This window comes from Cobetia sp. LC6 (genome assembly GCF_030264805.1).
In the GTDB taxonomy this organism is placed as follows: domain Bacteria; phylum Pseudomonadota; class Gammaproteobacteria; order Pseudomonadales; family Halomonadaceae; genus Cobetia.
Genome location: NZ_JASSPL010000003.1, coordinates 262,218 through 281,584 on the forward strand (window position 1 = coordinate 262,218; position 19,367 = coordinate 281,584).

The following is a 19,367-nucleotide window of genomic DNA, read 5'->3' on the forward strand; positions in this document are numbered from 1 at the left end:
CGCTGCGCAGGCGGGAGTGCTAGGGTGTGGCTCCGGTCAGTCTGCTGGCTGGCCGGTTCTTTTGAGATGACGAGGACGTCGCATGATTGATGCCGTATCGGCGCTGGTCCGCGGGACCCGTATGGTCTATACCCCGGGGCTGCGCCGCTTCGTATTCGTACCGCTGGCGATCAACCTGGTGCTCTACAGCATCACGCTGTGGGTGTTGTTCAACCAGTTCGGTGGCTGGATCGATTACTGGATGCTCAAGGTGCCGGCCTGGCTGGACTGGCTCAGCTGGTTGATCTGGCCGCTGCTGGTGGTGAGTCTGTTGCTGGTGGTGTTCTTCACCTTCAGCCTGGTGACCAACCTGATCGCCGCGCCCTTCTACGGCATTCTGGCCGAGAAGGTCGAGCATCGCCTGGATGGCACACTGATTGACGATGACCGTGGGCTGGTGAAGATCGGCGTCGACTCGCTGGGACGTGAAATGGCCAAGCTGGGCTATTTCATCCCGCGCATGATCGCGCTGTTCATCATCGGTTTCATCCCGGGTCTGAACCTGCTCTCGCCGCTGTTGTGGGGGCTGTTCTCGGCCTGGAGCATGTCGATCCAGTACCTCGACTACCCGATGGACAACCATCAGGTCAGCTTCGGTGACATGAAGCAGCGCCTCAAGGCGCGCTGGTGGCCCTCACTGACCTTCGGCGCCGCGGTGTTCGTCATGACGCTGGTGCCGCTGGCCAATCTGCTGTTCATACCGGGCGCTGTCGCCGGGGCGGTACTGATGTGGCAGAGCCACTACCGTCAGTTGCCGGCGCCGCGTCGTTGAGACAGCCTGTCGCAGCTGGTTCATCGCTGTACTGGTTCATCGCTGTACTGGCTTGTCGTTGAGGTAGCCGCAGCGTCGTCTGGCGGACCAAAAGAAACGCCCCGCAGTCGCCTCCTTTCGAGGTGGCTGCGGGGCGTTCTGCGTTGGGCTGGCCTCCGGCTCAGCACATCACGGAGTCAGCACATCACTGGGCTAGCGCACTGCTGGTCCGGGGAGCGCTCGCCTGACAAGCGCGCTCGTCGGGGAAGTGACAGCGGAAGCGCGCACCCTCGCCGGGGTGGCTGTCGATCTCCAGATGGCCCTGATGGCGAATCAGCACATGCTTGACGATGGCAAGCCCCAGACCGGTGCCTCCCGTGGCGGTGCTGCGGCCCTTGTCGATGCGGTAGAAGCGCTCGGTCAGACGCGGCAGGTGGACCGGGTCGATGCCATCCCCGTCATCTTCCACCTCGACCAGCAGGCCCTGGTCATCCGCCTTCCAGCGCAGGGTGATATGGCAGTCTTCGGGAGTGTAGCGCACCGCATTGAAGACCAGATTCGAGATCGCGCTGCGCAGTTCCTGCTCCTCACCGCGTAGTGACAGGCTGGCATCGGCCTCGATGGAGAAGGTGTGGCGTCCCTGGGACAGGCCTTCGGCGTCGTCGCGGATATGGCCGAGCAGGGCACTCATGTCGATGCAGCGGCCGTTGTCGGACAGCTCGTCGGTTTCCAGGCGTGACAGGGTCAGCAGGTCCTCGACCAGGTGCTGCATGCGGTCGGTCTGGCTCTTCATCTGGCCCAGCCCACGCTGCCAGCGCGGTGGCAGGTCATCGGCGTAATCGGAGTAGGTCTCGAGATAGCCGGCCAGTACCGTCAGCGGCGTGCGCAGTTCATGGGAGACATTGGCCACGAAGTCGCGGCGCATCTCTTCCAGGCGATAGAGGCGGGTGACGTCACGCAGCATGACCAGACGTTCGTTGTCACCGAACAGGGTGATGGAAATCTGCAGCGTCAGGTTGTCAGACAGCGGCGACTGCAGCGTCAGCGGCTCGCGGTAGGCCAGCCGATTGAAGTAGTCGATGAAGGCGGGGTCACGCAGATAGTTGGTGATGTGCTGGCCGCGGTCGTGGCTGGCCTTGAGACCGACCAGCTGCTCGGCAGCGCTGTTCCACCATTCCATGTCACCGTGGTTGTCCAGCATCACCAGGCCGTCGCGCATGGCCTCGGAGGATTCCTGGATACGGTTGAGGATGCTGCGCAGTCGCTCCTGAGTCTGACGCTGGCCCTTCTGATAGCGGTAGAGACGATCGAGCAGGTCTCCCCACACACCATCGCCGGGCGGTGGCTCTTCATGGGGATTGGTGATCAGCCAGGTATAGAGGCTCTTCAAGTGCTTGAGATGGACGAACAGATACAGCGCCAGACCCAGCGCCAGGCCCCAGCCCAGATGGCCCAGCAGGCCACCGATCAGGCCGAAGCCACCGGCAAGGTAGCCGAGGCGCCATAGCTCGTTGGTCCAATAGCGCATGAATCCCTCAGGCCTGAGCGCTGAAGCGGTAACCGGTGCCACGGACGGTCTGGATCAGATGCTGATGGCCTGTGCCCAGCGCCTTGCGCAGGCGGCGGATGTGCACGTCCACGGTGCGCTCCTCGACATAGACGTTACCCCCCCATACCTGGTCGAGTAGCTGGCTGCGGGTGTAGGCACGCTCCTGATGCGTCATGAAGAACTGCAGCAGGCGATATTCGGTCGGGCCGACATCCAGTGAGTTGCCGTGGGCGGTGACGCGGTGGCTGGCCGGGTCGAGCATCAAGCCTTCGACTTCCACTGCCTCCTCGACCCCCTTGGGGGTGGTGCGACGCAGCACGGCCTTGAGACGGGCGACCAGCTCGCGTGGCGAGAAGGGCTTGGTGATGTAGTCGTCGGCACCGGCTTCCAGGCCTTGAATCTTGTTGTCTTCCTCGCCCTTGGCGGTCAACAGGATGATCGGCAGTTCCGAGGTGGTCTCGTCTCGCTTGAGACGCCGCGCGAGCTCCAGGCCACTGGTGCCCGGCATCATCCAGTCCAGCAACAGCAGATCGGGCTTTTCATCGACGACGATGGCGTGGGCGTCCTGGGCATTGTCTGCCTCCAGCACGCGGTAATCCGCCATTTCGAGGGCGACGGCGATCATCTCGCGAATCGAGGATTCATCGTCGACAATCAGTACGGTCTTGGAGCTCATCGCTAGATCCCATGCAGCAGTCGGCGCACGCGCCAGAATGACAAGTCGATGACGATTACAACCCGCTTATATGACAACCAGATGACAACTGCCAGCATGGCAGCTTGCACGCAAGCCTGCCAGCCGCCTTGGAGGCGCGGCAGGCAGGCATGAATCGTGGGCTGGGGAGCAACCGGGGGCAGGGATAGCTTTAAATTAAATAATGCGAATATTTATGCAGGAGTCAGCTCATCGGCCAGGTCGCCAGGGCGATACCGGCGAAGATCAGCAGCCCCGTCCAATGATTGTTGAGGAACGCCTGGAAGCAGGGCGCACGCTCACGCTCACGGATCAGACGTTGCTGCCAGACGAAGGTGACGGCGGCGGCAGCCAGCCCCAGCCAGTAGAAGATGCCCAGCGCCAGCTGCAGGCCGATGCCGATCAACACCACCAGCATGCCCAGCTGCAACAGGCCGATCATCAGCTTGTCGGCACGCCCGAACAGCACGGCGGTGGACTTGATGCCCACCTTGAGGTCGTCGTTGCGATCGACCATCGCATAGGCGGTGTCGTAGGCCACCGTCCACATCAGGTTGGCCGCGAACAGCCACCAGCCGTAGGTCGGCACCTCCTCCAGCGTCGCGGCGAAGGCCATCGGAATCGCCCAGCCGAAGGCGGCGCCCAGCACTACCTGGGGCAGATGATGGAAGCGCTTCATGAATGGGTAGCTGGCTGCCAACAGCACGGCGACGATCGACAGCAGCACCGTGGTCAGGTTGGTGAAGCACACCAGCACGAAGGCGGCCGCGACCAGCCCCCCGAACAGTGTCAGCGCCTCGCGCTCCGAGATGCGGCCCGAGGTCAGCGGTCGGTCACGCGTGCGCTCGACATGCTTGTCCCAATGCCGATCGGCGTAGTCGTTGATCACGCAGCCGGCGGCGCGCATCAGGTAGACCCCGGCGATGAAGATCAGCAGGGTCGTGCGCTCGGGGATGCCATCTGCCGCCAGCCACAGTGCCCATAGGGTCGGCCACATCAGCAGCCAGGTGCCGATGGGGCGGTCCAGCCGTGTCAGGGCGAGGTAGTCGGCCAGTCTGGAAGGACGCGAAGCGGCGGAAGTGGATGACGCGGTCATCGGGGCTCCTGGGCGGGTGGTAGTGGGCAAGGGAAGAGAGGGAAACGAGGCCAGTCGGCCGCACGGCTCAGGCCAGTTGCAGCGCGTGCTGGAAGGCTGGCGTGAAGCCCTCCTGCACCAGCACCTTGAAGCGACCATGCGAGAACATCGAGCGGCGCATCCACAGGCTGGTGGTGCGGGCCAGCGGCCTGGAGCTCGAAAGCACCAGCGGGGCGCGGCTGATATCGATGGCGCTGCGTATCAGGTCGGGCTGGCGAAACAGCCAATGGCCCAGCGAGCGCTCGCCCAGCGTCGAGAGGCGATGACCGTGGGCCAGGTCCAGCGCCGCCAGCGAGCGTGCGATCACCCATGGCGTATCGCCATGACAGAGCGCCACTTCGCGTCGCCAGACATGCCGGCGTGGGCCGATGCCCAGCAGGCGTGCTTCATCAAGCCGCGCGGGGCCGGTGTCCTGAAGCAGCAGGCGCACGCGCAGGCCCTGGATGGGCTGACCTGCGCGTTCATCCTGCTGCTGCATGGCGCTGGCAAGGCGCTGTGTCAGCGAGTCCGTCGAGGAGAGCCACGCCCACCAGCCGGCCGGCATGACACCCTGCAGCGCGGCAGCCGGCTGCCAATGACGGCGCACCGCCGCCGAAGCCGTGGGTACGGCGCGCGTGGGCGAAGGCCAGCGAAGCACAGGTTGGTACGGGTTCTCGGCTGACGAATGAGGTGCCTCACAGGTGGAGGTCTGTGGCGTGAGCGCTGCGCGATGAGGCTCGCCTGCTGGGCATCGGACCACGGTGAATTCCCTGTCAGGATGACGAAATGGCGAGTCTAGCATGGCCGAGCGGCAAGGCCTCCCGCTCAGGCATGCCTGCACTGCAGGCGGGCTGGTATGCTGGGCGCATTCATCGGCGTTCATGACGGACGCTGCTGGCGCTCTTTCATCAGCGCTTCCCTCGGATCGATCTCAGGAGATGGTGCCATGCGCGACCCTCGCACCCTTGTCATCATTGGTACCGGCATGGCGGGCATTGGTCTGGCGCGCGCGCTGCGTGCGCGTGACAAGGATAGCCGGCTGATCCTCATCAGCCAGGACAGTGGCCACGATTATGCCAAGCCGATGCTGTCCACCGCCTTCGCCAAGAAGATGTCGGCCACCGACCTGTCGCGTCAGGCGCCGGTGGCGCTGGCAGACGAGCTGAATGCCGAGCTGCGTACCCATCAACGCGTCACTGCCATCGACGGTGATGCCCGCCAGCTATGGCTGGGCGAGGAGTGTCTGGCCTATGACGAGCTGGTGCTGGCACTCGGCGCGGCGCCGCGTCGTCCCTTCCCCGTCGCCGCGGAAGTGGCCTCACGCGTGCAGAGCATCAATGACCTCGATGACTATGCGGCCTTCTGCGCGACGCTGGCGAGGGCCCGCGAGCGCGGAGAAGACGGGCATGTGGTGATTGTCGGTGCCGGACTGGTCGGCTGTGAATACGCCAATGATCTGACGGCGGCCGGCCACCGCGTCACCTTGGTCGCGCCGGAGGAAACTCCGCTGGATGGATTGCTGCCGCAAGCACTGGGGCAGCGTCTGGGTGCGGCGCTGGATGGGCTCGGTGTGACGCGTCGCCAGGGCGAGATGGTCGAGACCATCGCCGCCAGCTCAGGCGAGGAGGCCGAGCGCCAGGCTGCGCCAGTCGAGGTGCGCCTGCAGAGCGGTCGTCGCCTGACGGGCTCCGTGGTTCTGCTGGCGACCGGCTTGGCGCCGCGCATTCGTCTGGCGCAGGCCGCGGGTCTGAGTGCCGGCGGCGATGGCATCCGTGTCGACCGCCACCTGGCCACCTCCCAGCCGTATATCTGGGCGCTGGGCGATTGCGTCAGTGTCGAGGGCGTCAATGCCATGTATGTCCAGCCGCTGCAGATGGCTGCGCGCACCTTGGCGGCCAACCTGTGTGGCGAGCCGAGCGTGCTCGACTGGAAGGCGTGGCCGGTGCTGGTCAAGACACCGGTCTTGCCGGTGGTGGCCTATCCGCCGCGTTCGGCCGTGGCGCGCTGGGAAATCAATGGTGACGGCGATGATCTCGAAGCGCGTGCACTGGATATGAACGAACGCTTGATTGGATATGCGTTGACAGGCGCCGCCGTTCGCAGGAAAGTCGAGCTAGCGCGGCAGGCGCCGCCGTTGCTAGGCTAGGCGATGCCATGATCGATGGTCGTAAATCCCTTGCTGCCAGCGCGGTCAGGCACGATAGTGAATGCTCCGTCAGACATGCTGCTCGGCGGGCGTGGTCTGACAGATTGCTGCCATCGACAGGTTTGATACGGCAAAGCTTGCCGAGAGCGGATTGCGTCGCCGCCATACGCCACCGCTAGCAAGTGCAAGAACAACAATGGAAACGGCGGCTTGGCCGCCCGTGCAGAATGCCAAACCAGGAGGGCTTTTCATGCGCAAGCCAGAACTCGCTGCGGCCATCGCCGAGCGTGCGGATCTATCCAAGGACAAGGCCAGTCAGGTACTGAACGTGATTCTCGACGAGATCACTCATACCGTGGCCAAAGGCAATGACGTCTCACTGATCGGTTTCGGTTCATTCACCGTGCGCCAGCGTGCGGCGCGTACCGGCAAGAATCCCCAGACAGGCAAGCCGCTGACCATCCCGGCCAGCAAGACCGTTGCCTTCAAACCCGGCAAGTCGTTGAAGGATGCAGTGACCAAGTAACCTCGGCGCATGCTTCAGCGCAGACCCGGGGTGACTGTCGCCATGGCTTTCAATCGTCGTCATCCAAAGCCCTGTCGGCTGTCATGCTGATGCCACCGGTTCCGCCCTGCGGGGCCGGTGGCATTTTCATATGGCCTGCGTGAACGATGCTTCGCGATTCAAGGAATGACACCATGAAGCTCAAGATATTGCTGTGGGTGCTGGGTCTGCTGCTCAAGCGGGCCTTCAAGCGTGACCCCGAATTTCGTGCCGAGCTGGAAAAGCGTCCGCTGGATTGGGGTGTCGCGACCGAAGACATGAGCATCGCGCGTCACTACCGCATGTCCCACGCGGGCGTCACCACGGGCAGTGGCCTGCCGGTGGATACCGAGCTTGAGCTGCGCTTCGCCGATAGCGACAGTGCGGTGGCCTTTCTGCTCAAGCCCTCGCCGCGTGCCTTCCTGCAAGGCCTGATGGACCAGCGCGTGCGACTGGTCGGCGATTCGGCTCAGCTCAACCGCTTGCAGTCATTGCTCAAGCGCATTCGCTGAATGTCCCTGTGCCGTGCCTGCATGAACGAAAGACGCCCCGCTGAGAGAATCAGCGGGGCGTCTTTTCGTCACGCGCCTTTCTTTTGTCACGAGCTTTTCTTTTGTCGCGAGCCTCTCTTGGGGGGCGTTACAGCAGCTGCCTGAGGCCCGGAATGCCTTCCAGCACCTGATCGACCACGCCATCGCCGGCTTCTTCGCGGGCATAGCTCAGCGTCTCTTCGGCCACGCCGCGCGCCTGGTCCATGTTCAGGTCCAGCCCCATCAGCTTCTGGCCCAGTTCCAGCGCGCCGCCACCGCTGCCGCCGGTGAAGGCGCTGACGGCGCCCATCAGGCCGCCCATGAGGCCACCGCCACCGGACTCGGCGGCTTCCTCGCCTGCGCTGCCGATCAGGCCTTCCGCCCCCGGAATGGCGCCCAGCAGTGAGGCGGCCGGGCCATCCGGCCCCTGCTCGCGCACGAACTTGAGAACCATGCCGACCGCCTGCTCGGCGATTTCCGGTGACAGCCCGAGGGAGTCGGTGACGCGTTCGATAAGAGGATGCATCGGTATTCTCCATGAAAGCCAATGAGGTCAGGAGTCTTCAGAGTGGCACGTCGCGGCGACTCGACGTTCGACGCGCCTGCCAACGCTTGCATGCGCCATGGCTATCGGACACGGCAGAACGGGGTGTTATGCTAGCGATATAAATCTAAAGTCTAATGCGCTGCCCGGCGCCCTGGTCACGGAACACTTCATGACACGCTCTCTCCTGGACTCCCTCATGCACTCTCTGCGTCGATTGTGGACGCTGGATGCCTTCAGCTATTCGCTACGCATGTTGATCGCGCTGGGTGGCGTGATGGCGGTGGGGTTCTGGCTTGACGAGATGGCGGTGGTGATTCCGCTGTTTCTGGGCGTGATCGCCTCGGGGCTGGCGGAAACCGATGATCACTGGCGCGGTCGACTGCGCGCTCTGGGCATGACGCTGGCCTGCTTCAGCATCGCTGCCGTCTCGGTGGAGCTGTTGTTCGGCATGCCGCTGCCCTTCGTGATCGGGCTGGCGCTGGCCACCTTCGCGATGCCGATGCTGGGCGCCATCGATGCCCGCTACGGCGCCATCGCGCGCGCTTCGTTGATTCTGGCCGTCTACACCATGATCAGCCTCGAGCAGCAGCATGGTGATGGTCAGATCGCGGTGCTGGAGCGCAGCCTGCCCGAATGGCTGCGGGAACCGGGGCTGGGCATCAATCTGGTCCAGCCGTTGCTGCTGGTGGTGGGGGCGTCCTGGTATGGCCTGCTCTCGGTCGTGTGGTGTGCGCTGTTCTCGCGCCAGCCACTCAAGCACAGCATGGCGACGCTCTACCGTGAGCTGGGGCGCTATCTGATTCTCAAGGCGCAGCTGTTCGAGCCGCTGCGCAATGTCGACCAGTCCGCCCGCCGCCTGGCGCTGGCCGAGCAGAACGGCCGCGTGGTGGTGGCGCTCAACCAGACCAAGGAGATGGTCTTCCGGCGCCTTGCCGGACGGCGCGATACCACCAAGCTCGACCGCTACCTGCGCCTCTACTTCATTGCCCAGGACCTCCACGAGCGCGCCAGCTCGAGCCATTATCCCTATGGCCAGCTCACCGACGCCTTCTTTCATCACGATATCCTGTTCCGCTGTCAGCGCCTGCTGGAGCAGCAGGGGCGCGCCTGTCGCGGGCTCGGCAAGGCGCTGTTGATGCGCCAGCCCTTCGATGCCAGTGACAGCCAGCAGGCGCTGGAAGACCTCAATGCCTCGCTCGTCTATCTCAAGCAACAGCAGCGGCCCGAGTGGCACCATCTGATGCAGGCGCTGGAAGCCCTCGCCAGCAACCTGCGCCTGATCGAAGGCCAGATCGCGCGCCTGAATGATCTCGAAGCCGTCAGCAATGAAAGCGACAACAGCCTGCTGGACCGCTCGCCCCACGGCACGCGCGACATGTTCGAGCGTATCCGCAGCCACCTGACACCGCGCTCGCCGATCTTCCGCCATGCGCTGCGTCTGACCGCGACGCTGGTGGCCGGCTATGGTGTGCTGCTGGCGGTGCACCCGACCCAGGGGTACTGGATTCTGCTGACCGGGCTGTTCGTGTGCCGTCCCAGCTATGGTGATACGCGCCGTACGCTGGCGCAGCGGATCCTGGGCACGCTGATCGGTCTGGTCGCCGGCTGGGCGCTGATCAGCCTCTTCCCGGCGCCCACGATCCAGGCCGGTATCGCCGTGGTCGCGGGGGTGCTGTTCTTCGCCACCCGTGGCTCGCGCTACACCCTGGCCACCGCCGCCATCACGCTGATGGTGCTGGCGTGCTTCAACCAGGTCGGCGATGGTTTCGATCTCATCTGGCCACGCCTGTTCGATACGCTGGTCGGTGGCCTGCTGGCCGGGCTGTCGGTGGTGCTGATCCTGCCTGACTGGCAGGGCCGCAAGCTCTATCGTCATGCCGGCGTCAGCCTCAAGACCAGCGGCCGCTATCTGGGCGAGGTGCTGTCCCAGTACCGCCATGGCAAGCGCGATGATCTGGCCTACCGTCTGGCGCGGCGCAATGCCCACAACGCCGACGCGGCCTTCTCCAATCTGCTGGCCACGGCCCGCAAGGAGCCCGGGCACTTCCGGCGCGATGTCGAGCCGGGCTTCGGCTTCCTGCTCCACGCGCACACCGTGCTCGGCTATCTCTCGGCGCTGGCAGCGCATCGCGGCGAACTGGAATCCACCGCCTCGGCCAGCAGCGGCATCGAGACGCTGCTGCGCCATGGCGAGCGCCTGAGTCAGCAGCTGACGGCGTTGGGGGAGCAATTGGAGTCGGGCGGTGAGATCGCCGTCACACTGGACAGCGAAGACGAGATAGCGGCGCTGGAAGCTGAGGTCGAGCAGGTCGAATCCACCACCGGACGCCTGGCGCTGTCGCAGCTGATTCTGGTGCTGCGGCTGTTGCAGCCGCTGGAAAGCGCCGGCACCCAGCTGATCAAGGCCAGCCGCGCCAGCTGAGTCGCTGGCGCGCGGCGGCTCAGACGGCGCCGTATTGCCCGGCCGCCTCGCCCAGCCAGCGGCGAATCAAGGGCTCCGCGGCCTGCGGGGCCTCGCTGAGGATGGCATCGGCCAGTGTGGTGGTCGGGGCGATCAGGTCACTGTCACGCTCTAGATCGGCGATCTTCATTCCCGCCAGCCCCGTCTGGCGCGTGCCCAGCACTTCGCCGGGTCCGCGTAGCTCCAGGTCCTTCTCGGCGATCTTGAAGCCATCCGTCGTCTCGCGCATCACTGCCAGGCGCTGCTTGGAGTGCTGCGACAGCGGTGGATGATAGAGCAGCACACAGAAGCTCTCGGTGCTGCCACGCCCGACTCGGCCACGCAGCTGGTGCAGCTGCGACAGGCCGAGACGCTCGGGATTGTCGATCACCATCAGGCTGGCATTCGGCACATCGACCCCGACCTCGATCACCGTGGTCGCCACCAGCAGGTCATGCTCGCCGTCCTTGAATGCCGCCATCACCTCGGCCTTCTCGGCCGCCTTCATGCGGCCATGGACCAGGCCGATGGACAGCTCCGGCAGCGCCTCGGTCAGCTCGTCACGCGTCACCTCGGCGGCCTGGCAGGTCATCACCTCGGATTCCTCGATCAGCGTACATACCCAATAGGCCTGACGGCCCTCGGAGCAGGCGGCGCGGATGCGCTCGACCACCTCGGGACGGCGCGGGTCGGCTACCGCGACGGTCTGCACCGGGGTGCGTCCCGGCGGCAGCTCGTCGATCACCGACAGGTCGAGGTCGGCGTAGGCGCTCATCGCCAGGGTGCGTGGAATCGGCGTCGCGGTCATGATCAGCTGGTGCGGCGTCAGACCACCGGCTTCCCCCTTTGCCCGCAAAGCGAGACGTTGATGCACGCCGAAGCGGTGCTGCTCGTCGACGATCGCCAGCCCCAGGCGCTGGAAGGTCACGTCGGCCTGAAACAGTGCATGCGTGCCGACCACCATGCGGGCCCGGCCATCGGCGATGGCGGCCTTGGCATCCAGCCGCGCCTTGCCCTTGAGCTTGCCGGCCAGCCACGCTACCTCGATGCCCAATGGCTCCAGCCATTCGCGGAAGTTGCGATAATGCTGTTCGGCGAGAATCTCGGTGGGCGCCATCAAGGCCGCCTGACAGCCGCCGCCGATCGCGATCAGCGCCGCCAGCGCGGCGACCACCGTCTTGCCCGAACCCACATCGCCCTGCACCAGACGCAGCATCGGCACTTCGCGCGCCAGGTCGCGGCGCACGTCTTCCAGCACACGATGCTGGGCGCCGGTCAGCGAGAAGGGCAGCTGGGTGAGAAAGCGCGTGCTGAGGCCGCCACTGGCGCTCAGCGAGGGCGCGCCATCCTGCTGGATACGCGCGCGCACCTGACGCAGGCTCAGCTGGTGGGCGAGCAATTCTTCCTGGGCGAGGCGGCGCTGACTCGGGTGCACGCCGTCACTCATCTGATCGACGGGCGCATCCGGCGGCGGCTCGTGCAGAAAGCGCAGACACTCGATCACGCCGGGCAGGCGAAAGCGCGTGCGCAGCGCCTCGGGGATCAGGTCCGGCAGCTCGTGGGGCGTCTCCTCGAGCTGCTTGAGCGCCTGGGCGATCAGGGCACGCAGGCGCGCCTGGTTGAGGCCTTCGGTGGCCGGATAGATGGGCGTGAGGTGGTCTTCCACCGGTGCGGTGCCCTGGCCAAGCAGGCGGTATTCCGGATGGTAGATCTCGAGACCGGTGGCCCCGGCGCGTGCTTCGCCGAAGCAGCGCACGCTATGGCCACGCTGGAATTGCTGCTGCTGGGCTGGGGAGAAGTGGAAGAAGCGCAGACTGAGAATGCCGCTGCCATCGCGCAGACGCACCAGCAGGCTGCGGCGGCGGCCCTTGACGATGTCACAGGCCGTCACCTCGCCTTCCACCACCGCCTCCATGCCGCTCTTGAGCGTGCCGATGGGCGTGACGCGGGTCCGGTCCTGATAGCGCAGCGGTAGATGGAACAGCAGGTCTGCGACGCGCTCCAGCCCCAGGCGCGACAGCTTCTCGCTCAGCGCAGGGCCGACGCCGCTCAGGCTGTCCAGCGGTTGGGCCAGCGCGCCGGTGGCGAAGACACCGGCGCTGGCGGGCCCGGCAGATGAGGCTTCCGTGCCCGCCCTGCTCATGCCGGTTCGTGGCTCTGGGAAGCGGAGCCCTGCATGCCGTTCTCATTGCTCTGGCGGGCACGATTGGAGCACTCGGCGATCGCCTGGCTGATCACGTCGATGGCCTTGGGGCGCGGGAAGCTGGCACGCCATGCCAGGGCCACGCTGCGGCTGGGCGCCGGGCCCTTGAAGGGGCGCGTCTCGAGCACGCCGCTCTCGTAATGACCGGTCCCGGTGGCCGAGTAGGGCAGCACGGTGATACCGAGGCCGGAAGCGACCATGTGGCGGATGGTTTCCAGCGAGCCGCCTTCGGCGATCAGCGTATTCTCGGGGTTGTTGATCTGATTGCCGATGGCCGGGCAGGCCTCGAGAATCTGATCACGGAAGCAGTGGCCCTCGCCAAGCATCAGCAGACGCTCGTTGATCAACTGCTCCTTGGCGATGCTGTCCTGCTCGAGCAGGGGGTGGCCGGCCGGCAACAGGACTTCGAAGGGCTCTTCGTAGAGGATCTTCGTCAGTACGTCGGTCTCGGTGAACGGCAGTGCGACGATGATCACGTCCAGCTCGCCATTGCGCAGCTTGCGACGCAGATCGCCGGTCATGCCTTCCTCGATGTAGAGCGGCATCTTCGGCGCACGCCGCGTCAGTTCCGGCACCAGGTGCGGGAAAAGATACGGTCCGATGGTATAGATGGCGCCGATGCGCAGCGGGCTGGAGAGCTGATCCTTGCCGGAATTGGCCAGTTCCTTGATCACGCTGGACTGCTCCAGCACGCGCTGGGCCTGCTGAACGATCTTCTCGCCGAGCGGTGTGACCTGTACGGTGGACTTGGAACGCTCGAACAGTGCGACTCCCAGCTCTTCCTCAAGCTTCTTGACGGCCACCGACAGGGTGGGCTGCGAGACGAAGCAGCGCTCTGCGGCGCGTCCGAAATGACGCTCCTGGGCCAAGGTTACGATGTAGCGGAGTTCTGTTAGAGTCATGATTCCTGCCCGGAACTGGCATCCTGGGATGCGGTGGGTACCGATTCGTTTTACCAAGGAGCACGGCAAAGGTGAAGAAGACGAGTCTCATCCTCGGTTGTGGCGACGTTGGCAGCGCGCTGGCACGCGAACTGCTCAAGGCCGGTCAGCACGTCATTGGTGTCAGGCGCGATGTGTCCAGGCTCGCGGATCTCGGCATCGAGACGCTGGCGTTGGACATCACTGCCGAAGGTGCACTGGCCAGCTTGCCAGATGCCGACACGGTGGTACATGTGCTGAGCGCCGACCGTTTCGACGAAGAGGCCTATCGCGCCGCATACGTCGACGGCATTCGGGCGCTGGTGACGGAGCTCGAGTCGCGCGCCAATCCGCCGACCCGCGTGCTGTTCGTGTCCTCGACCTCCGTCTACGCCCAGAAGGATGGCGAGGAAGTCGACGAGCAGTCGCCCACCGATGCCACCAGCTTCTCGGGCCAGTTGATGCGTGAAGGCGAGCAGGCGCTGCTCGACTCCTCGCTCAACGGCACCGTGGTGCGCTTTTCCGGCATCTACGGGCCGGGCCGCGACATGCTGATCCGCCAGGCGCGTGATGGTCGCATCGCCGCCAGCAACCCGCCACTCTACTCCAACCGCATCCATCGTGACGACTGCGCGGGCGTGCTGGCGCACCTGATCGCGCTGAGCCTCGAGGGCAAGCCGGTCGAGCCGATCTATCTGGCCACCGACTGCGATGGCGCACCGCTGCACGAAGTGATGGCCTGGTTGGCGCGTCAGCTCAAGGTCGAGTCCACCGAGGTGATCCAGTCACCGCTGCGACGTCGTTCCAGCAAACGCTGTGGCAACGCCCTGTTGCTCGAGAGCGGTTACACCTTCCGTTACCCGACCTTCCGCGAAGGCTATGCCGAAGTGCTCAAGGAGCACGGCGTGACGGTGCCGAAGGGCGAATTGTCGGGCCGCTGATCTTTCACTTGTCCACATGCGGTTGCGCGTCGAGCCGCCAGACCGGGTGTGGACAAGTTGCTCGCCGAGACTGGCTGAGGAGCGGCCAGTTCTTGAGTGACGCAGTGCCCAGATGAAGCGCCAACTGACAGTGCCCGCCCCGGGATCCCGGGGCGGGCACTGTCGTCTCTGCGTCAGGCACTCCTTGCGGGTGACCTGCCATCGTCAGTGAGCGGGTGCTCAGTCACCGATGACCATCACGCCTTCGGCTTCGAAGGCCACGCCCTTGGGCAGCGCCTTGACGCCGACCGCGGCACGCGCCGGGAAGGGCGCGGTGAAGAACTCTTCCATCACCGCGTTGACGCGCGCGAAGTCGTCCAGATCGGTCAGGTAGAGGTTGAGCTTGACGATGTCGCCCAGGCTGCCGGCGGCTTCTTCGCACACGGCATTCAGGTTGGTGAAGACCTGACGCGCCTGCGCCTCGATACCGCCTTCGACGACTTCCATCGTCTGCGGGTCCAGCGGAATCTGGCCGGACAGATAGACGGTGTTGCCCGCCTTGATCGCTTGGGAATACGGACCGATGGCAGCAGGGGCCTTGTCGGTGTTGATGATCGCGCGATTGCTCATGACATGCTCCTTGTGACTGCGCTCAAGCCTTGCCGGTTGCGAGTGTTGTGCGGTGGCGGCCTTCAGCAGCGGGTTACGATTGTGGTTATAGGGGCTCGCCGTCCACGGCGAGTTCGGCCGCGGTCAAGGTCATGCACTGCCGTCGAGCTGACGTGCATGGCCTTGGCCGCGACACGGGTGTTCAAGAAGAACGTGTCCGATGGCTACTCTGCGGCAGCCTTGAAAACAAAAACCGCGCCGCCCGCCAGTGGCGGACGACGCGGCCAGTACGCTGGATCAGCTGAGGACGCGGGTGATTCGCTCCACGTGCAACAGGTTGCGCATGCGCTTGATGATACGCGCCAGATGAATGCGATCACGCACGGCCAGCGTCAGATTGACGATGGCCAGATGGGCGTCGCGTTCCTCGATGCCGATGCGCTCGATATTGGCTTCGGCATCGGTGACCAGCTCTGCCAGCTCGGCGATCAGGCCGCGCTGGGTCTGTGCCTCGATACGCAGCGCCACCGTGAAGTCGCCTTCGACCTGATCGGCCCAGGTCAGCGGGAAGACGCGTTCCGGATCGCTGGCCAGTTCGGTGATGTTGCTGCATTCCTGACGATGGACCACCAGGCCCTTGCCGGCCGACAGATGGCCCATGATCGGCTCGCCGGGCAGCGGGTGACAGCAGCGCGCGTAGCTGGTGACCATGCTGTTGCCACCGCTGACCTGCATCGGGCTGTTGCCGCTGTTCTCCGCCTGGACATTGCCGTCCTTGGCCGAGAACTTGGGCTGCTGTGCCGTGGCGCTGGTCGTGTCGCTAAGAAGGCTCTGGGCCACGCTGTAGGCGGCGCGGGTACCAAGCCCGATGGACTCGAGCAGATCATCACGCCCGCCTTCCAGCTCCAGCTCCGCGGCCAGCGTATCGAGACGCCTGGGCGGCAGTTGCTCGAGGGAAGCGTCCAGCCCGGCGAGTGCCTTGTTGAGCAGGCGCTGACCCAAGGTCACGGATTCGCTGCGCTGCTGATGCTTGAGGTAATGACGCACGGCAGAGCGCGCCTTGGCTGTGGTGACGAAGTTGAGCCACGCCAGATTGGGCTTGGCGCCCGGCGCGGTGATGACTTCGACGGTCTGGCCACTCTCCAGCGGCGAGGATAGCGGCGCCAGATGACGATCGATGCGGCAGGCGATACAGCTGTTGCCGACATCAGTGTGCACCGCATAGGCAAAATCGACCGCCGTCGCGCCGCGCGGCAATTCCATGATGTCGCCCTTGGGGGTGAACACATAGGTATCGTCGGGGAAGAGGTCGTTCTTGACGTGCTCGATGAACTCGAGCGAGTTGCCGGCATGGCGCTGCATCTCGAGCAGACCCCGCACCCATTCGCGGGCACGCGCATGGCTGCCGGCACCGATGGGGCGGTCGGTCTGGCCGGCCTTGTACAGCCAGTGCGCCGCGATGCCGTTGTTGGCCATCGCTTCCATCTCGCGGGTACGGATCTGTACCTCGATGGGCATGCCATTCATGCCGAACAGCGTGGTGTGCAGACTCTGGTAGCCGTTGGCCTTGGGGATCGCGATGTAATCCTTGAAGCGACCCGGCACCGGCTTGTAGAGATTGTGTACCACGCCGAGGATTCGATAGCAGCTGTCCACGTCATCGGTGATGATGCGGAAGCCGAACACGTCCATCAATTCATTGAAGGGCTTCTGCTGGTCACGCATCTTGCGATAGATGGACAGCAGATGCTTCTGACGACCGATCACCGAGCCGGGCAGCTGATCGCGCTCCAGCGCGTTCTGCAGACTGGCCTGGATCTCGCGCATCAGGGTACGGCGATTGCCACGCGCGGCGGTGACGGCACGCTTGATGCGTTCGGAACGCATCGGGTGCAGCGCCTGGAAGGAGAGGTCTTCCAGCTCGACGCGAATGGTGTTGATACCGAGACGGTTGGCGACGCGGGCGTAGATCTCGAGCGTCTCACGGGCGATGCGACGCTTCTTCTCGGGGCGCAGGGCGCCGAGGGTACGCATGTTGTGCAGACGGTCGGCGAGCTTGACGATGATGACGCGGATGTCCTGGGACATCGCCAGCACCATCTTCTGGAAGTTCTCGGCCTGGGCGACGGCCTTGTCCTCGAAGGTGATCTGGGTCAGCTTCGAGACGCCATCCACCAGCAGGGCGACGGGTTCGCCGAACTGGCCTGCCAGTGCCTCGAAGGTCACGCTGGTGTCTTCGATGACATCGTGCAGCATGGCGGCCATCAGGCTCTGATGGTCCATGTGCATGTTGGCGAGAATGTTCGCCACCGCCAGCGGGTGGGTCACATAGGGTTCACCGGAACGTCGGCGCTGGCCATCGTGGGCCTGCTCGGCGTAATAGAAGGCGCGCCTAACCTGACGGATCTCTTCCTCGGGAAGATAACCGCCCAGGCGGTCTGCCAGGTCATCGATCGTGAACATTCAGCGGCCTTGGCTCAGAGTGTTTCCGGGCCCGCACCCCGTGCTCCGGCCACGAGGGCGGGAGTGGCAGAGGTGCGGAAGCACACATGCAGTCGGCAGGCTGAGCGTAGGCTCAGTCTTCGATCTGCGGCATTACCGGCTTGCGCTGGATCGGAGCTTCGACCGGCTCGTTCAGGATGTCACGACCGACCAGACCTGCCGCCACTTCGCGCAGGGCGAGGACGGTGGGCTTGTCGTTTTCCCACGGCAGTTGGGCGTTGCGGCTGCCGCGTGACAGCTGACGTGCACGACGTGTGGCGATCATCACCAGCTGGAAGCGGTTGTCGACGTTCTCGAGGCAATCTTCTACGGTTACGCGAGCCATGGCGGTGCACCTATCAATAGCGGGATATTCGGGGTTCGCTGTCGGCGTGTAATCAGCGCAGAGTGCCGCGACCGCTAGGGGCCACTTACCCTGATCATCTGACAGTATCTCGCACACGACGCAAGCACAATGCCGCTGAGCCGGCCCGCCAGGGGCGAGACGGCTCAGCGGCCAATGATTCTGAAAGGGAATCGAGTCTACTCGACGCCGTCGTGACATGACAAGTCAGGCGCGATCAACTCCTTCGCCCGGCGCGTCTGTCGGCGGCGTACGCGACCACAGCGCGCATGATCAGGACGAAAGCCTGCAAATCCTGCCCGGTTGTCGGGCCAGCCTCGCGTCTGACTGAGCAGGCGGATTCCCGACGCCGTCATCAGTCGGCCAGCAGGGAATCGAGCAGTGCCGCGTGGCGATGCTGCACGCGTGGCAGACGCGCACGCTGGGCATTGACGAGTCCGCACAGCTCGTCGAGCGCCTGCTCAAAGTCATCATTGATGACAATCAGGTCGTATTCGTCGTAGTGGGACATCTCGCTGACCGCATCGCGCATGCGACGCGCGATCACGTCCTCGCCATCGGTACCGCGACCGGACAGGCGCTCGAGCAGCGCTTCACGCGACGGCGGCAGGATGAAGATGGAGACGGCTTCCGGCACCTGGGCACGCACTTGCTGGGCACCTTGCCAGTCGATCTCGAGGATGACGTCCTCGCCCTTGCTCAGGCGAGCTTCGACCGCCGGGCGCGAGGTGCCATAGAAGTTGTCGAAGACCTGGGCGTGCTCGAAGAAGTCGCCCTGCTCGATCATGGTCTTGAAGTGATCGACGTCCACGAAGTGATAGTTGACGGCGTCCTGCTCGCCCGGGCGCTGGCCGCGGGTGGTGTGCGAGACGGATACGCCGATACCGTCCATGCGCTCCAGCAGTGCCTTGACCAGGGTGGTCTTGCCGGCGCCGGACGGCGCGGAAATGATGTAGAGCGTGCCACGTGCGTTGCTGGCCGCCGAGGAAGATGCTGAAGAAGTCGAAGACATGGAAGTGATCCGCTTGCTGTCGCTGAATCGCGGCATTATCGCATAATCCACCCCGCTTGGGCTGCACGCGCGCATGACAGTCCCGCGATGCAATGTTGCAGCTCGGGCATCACAGTTGTCGTCGCGAAGTGGCTGGGTTGGCGTGGCGTTATCTGCAACAATGGTCGTATATTTCAGTTATCACTCAAGCGTCGGCCAGTTCTCGCGTCAGCCAGTTCTCGCGCCGGCCTGGGGTCTTGAAGGGACACGCGGTTTGCCACCGCCTCGCCATGCTGGCCTGAGCTTGCGCACTCCCGTGATTCCCGACGCGCCTTGCCAGACGCGTACATAAGTCGATAGAGCAGCGCCAGACGTGCCGCAGGCCTCCGCCAGAGAGGCCGCGCACGAGCGCATCACCCGTTACCTGTCCCGCGCGCCATTCATTCCCGCCTTCCGGCTGATGATGAATGGCGCGCGGTCTTTTGCCCTGTGTAGCGCCAGCCATGCGCGGGCAATGTCAGCCGT

General features: G+C 64.6%; 17 protein-coding genes. 6 read left to right on the forward strand and 11 right to left on the reverse strand.

Annotated elements, in window-relative coordinates; all coding sequences use genetic code 11:
* Window positions 1–82: 82 nt before the first annotated feature.
* Window positions 83–811 carry a sulfate transporter CysZ gene (cysZ, locus tag QQF40_RS06110; protein WP_285460707.1) on the forward strand — a complete coding sequence of 243 codons (729 nt, stop codon included), beginning with the start codon at window positions 83–85 and terminating at the stop codon, window positions 809–811.
* A 184-nt stretch (window positions 812–995) separates the two neighbouring features.
* On the opposite strand, the gene phoR is transcribed toward cysZ, so the two are convergent.
* The 4 genes from phoR to QQF40_RS06130 all read right to left on the reverse strand — a co-directional run bounded on the left by phoR (window position 996) and on the right by QQF40_RS06130 (window position 4,805).
* The gene (gene phoR / locus QQF40_RS06115) at window positions 996–2,318 is read right to left on the reverse strand and encodes a phosphate regulon sensor histidine kinase PhoR (RefSeq protein WP_285460708.1); all 1,323 of its coding nucleotides are present in this window, start codon (window positions 2,316–2,318) and stop codon (window positions 996–998) included.
* A gap of 7 nt (window positions 2,319–2,325) precedes the next feature.
* On the reverse strand, window positions 2,326–3,015 hold the full coding sequence (gene phoB / locus QQF40_RS06120) for a phosphate regulon transcriptional regulator PhoB (RefSeq protein ID WP_043331741.1): 690 nt from the start codon (window positions 3,013–3,015) through the stop codon (window positions 2,326–2,328).
* 223 nt (window positions 3,016–3,238) lie between these two features.
* Window positions 3,239–4,129, reverse strand: a complete 891-nt coding sequence (ubiA, locus tag QQF40_RS06125; RefSeq protein ID WP_175088885.1) for a 4-hydroxybenzoate octaprenyltransferase — start codon at window positions 4,127–4,129, stop codon at window positions 3,239–3,241.
* A 67-nt stretch (window positions 4,130–4,196) separates the two neighbouring features.
* Window positions 4,197–4,805, reverse strand: coding sequence for a chorismate--pyruvate lyase family protein (locus QQF40_RS06130; protein ID WP_352230719.1), 609 nt, complete (start codon window positions 4,803–4,805; stop codon window positions 4,197–4,199).
* A 288-nt stretch (window positions 4,806–5,093) separates the two neighbouring features.
* Here QQF40_RS06130 and QQF40_RS06135 point away from each other — a divergent pair, with 288 nt between their 5' ends.
* The 3 genes from QQF40_RS06135 (at window position 5,094) to QQF40_RS06145 (ending at window position 7,349) form a co-directional block, all read left to right on the forward strand.
* Window positions 5,094–6,293 carry an NAD(P)/FAD-dependent oxidoreductase gene (locus QQF40_RS06135; protein ID WP_175088883.1) on the forward strand — a complete coding sequence of 400 codons (1,200 nt, stop codon included), beginning with the start codon at window positions 5,094–5,096 and terminating at the stop codon, window positions 6,291–6,293.
* Window positions 6,294–6,543: 250 nt separating this feature from the next.
* Window positions 6,544–6,819, forward strand: coding sequence for an HU family DNA-binding protein (locus QQF40_RS06140; RefSeq protein ID WP_024952843.1), 276 nt, complete (start codon window positions 6,544–6,546; stop codon window positions 6,817–6,819).
* Between the two features lie 173 nt (window positions 6,820–6,992).
* On the forward strand, window positions 6,993–7,349 hold the full coding sequence (locus tag QQF40_RS06145) for a hypothetical protein (RefSeq protein WP_054556348.1): 357 nt from the start codon (window positions 6,993–6,995) through the stop codon (window positions 7,347–7,349).
* A gap of 127 nt (window positions 7,350–7,476) precedes the next feature.
* On the opposite strand, the gene QQF40_RS06150 is transcribed toward QQF40_RS06145, so the two are convergent.
* Complete coding sequence (locus QQF40_RS06150) at window positions 7,477–7,893, reverse strand: DUF2780 domain-containing protein (RefSeq protein WP_285460709.1); 417 nt, start codon at window positions 7,891–7,893, stop codon at window positions 7,477–7,479.
* Window positions 7,894–8,083: 190 nt separating this feature from the next.
* Between QQF40_RS06150 and yccS the strand changes: the two genes are divergently transcribed.
* Window positions 8,084–10,336 carry a YccS family putative transporter gene (gene yccS, locus QQF40_RS06155; RefSeq protein WP_285460710.1) on the forward strand — a complete coding sequence of 751 codons (2,253 nt, stop codon included), beginning with the start codon at window positions 8,084–8,086 and terminating at the stop codon, window positions 10,334–10,336.
* Window positions 10,337–10,355: 19 nt separating this feature from the next.
* Here the strand turns inward: yccS and recG are convergent, their stop codons facing one another.
* Both recG and QQF40_RS06165 read right to left on the reverse strand, forming a co-directional pair.
* Window positions 10,356–12,497, reverse strand: coding sequence for an ATP-dependent DNA helicase RecG (gene recG / locus QQF40_RS06160; RefSeq protein ID WP_285460711.1), 2,142 nt, complete (start codon window positions 12,495–12,497; stop codon window positions 10,356–10,358).
* Window positions 12,494–13,459 (reverse strand): hydrogen peroxide-inducible genes activator, encoded by a 966-nt coding sequence (locus tag QQF40_RS06165; protein WP_285460712.1) that lies wholly within the window; start codon window positions 13,457–13,459, stop codon window positions 12,494–12,496. Before QQF40_RS06165 ends, recG begins: the two co-directional genes overlap by 4 nt.
* 71 nt (window positions 13,460–13,530) lie before the next feature.
* On the opposite strand from QQF40_RS06165, the gene QQF40_RS06170 reads away from it, so the two are divergent.
* Window positions 13,531–14,418, forward strand: coding sequence for an SDR family oxidoreductase (locus QQF40_RS06170; RefSeq protein WP_285460713.1), 888 nt, complete (start codon window positions 13,531–13,533; stop codon window positions 14,416–14,418).
* 219 nt (window positions 14,419–14,637) lie between these two features.
* Here QQF40_RS06170 and QQF40_RS06175 read toward each other — a convergent pair whose 3' ends face one another.
* The 4 genes from QQF40_RS06175 to gmk all read right to left on the reverse strand — a co-directional run bounded on the left by QQF40_RS06175 (window position 14,638) and on the right by gmk (window position 18,863).
* Window positions 14,638–15,027 (reverse strand): RidA family protein, encoded by a 390-nt coding sequence (locus QQF40_RS06175; RefSeq protein WP_043331752.1) that lies wholly within the window; start codon window positions 15,025–15,027, stop codon window positions 14,638–14,640.
* Window positions 15,028–15,303: 276 nt separating this feature from the next.
* Entirely contained in the window at window positions 15,304–17,469 is a 2,166-nt protein-coding gene (locus QQF40_RS06180; protein WP_175088877.1) for a RelA/SpoT family protein, read from the reverse strand.
* 112 nt (window positions 17,470–17,581) lie between these two features.
* Entirely contained in the window at window positions 17,582–17,833 is a 252-nt protein-coding gene (gene rpoZ, locus QQF40_RS06185) for a DNA-directed RNA polymerase subunit omega (RefSeq protein ID WP_175088876.1), read from the reverse strand.
* 373 nt (window positions 17,834–18,206) lie between these two features.
* Window positions 18,207–18,863: a guanylate kinase gene (gene gmk, locus QQF40_RS06190; protein WP_052384319.1), complete on the reverse strand. Its 657-nt coding sequence runs from the start codon at window positions 18,861–18,863 to the stop codon at window positions 18,207–18,209.
* Window positions 18,864–19,367 lie beyond the last annotated feature (504 nt).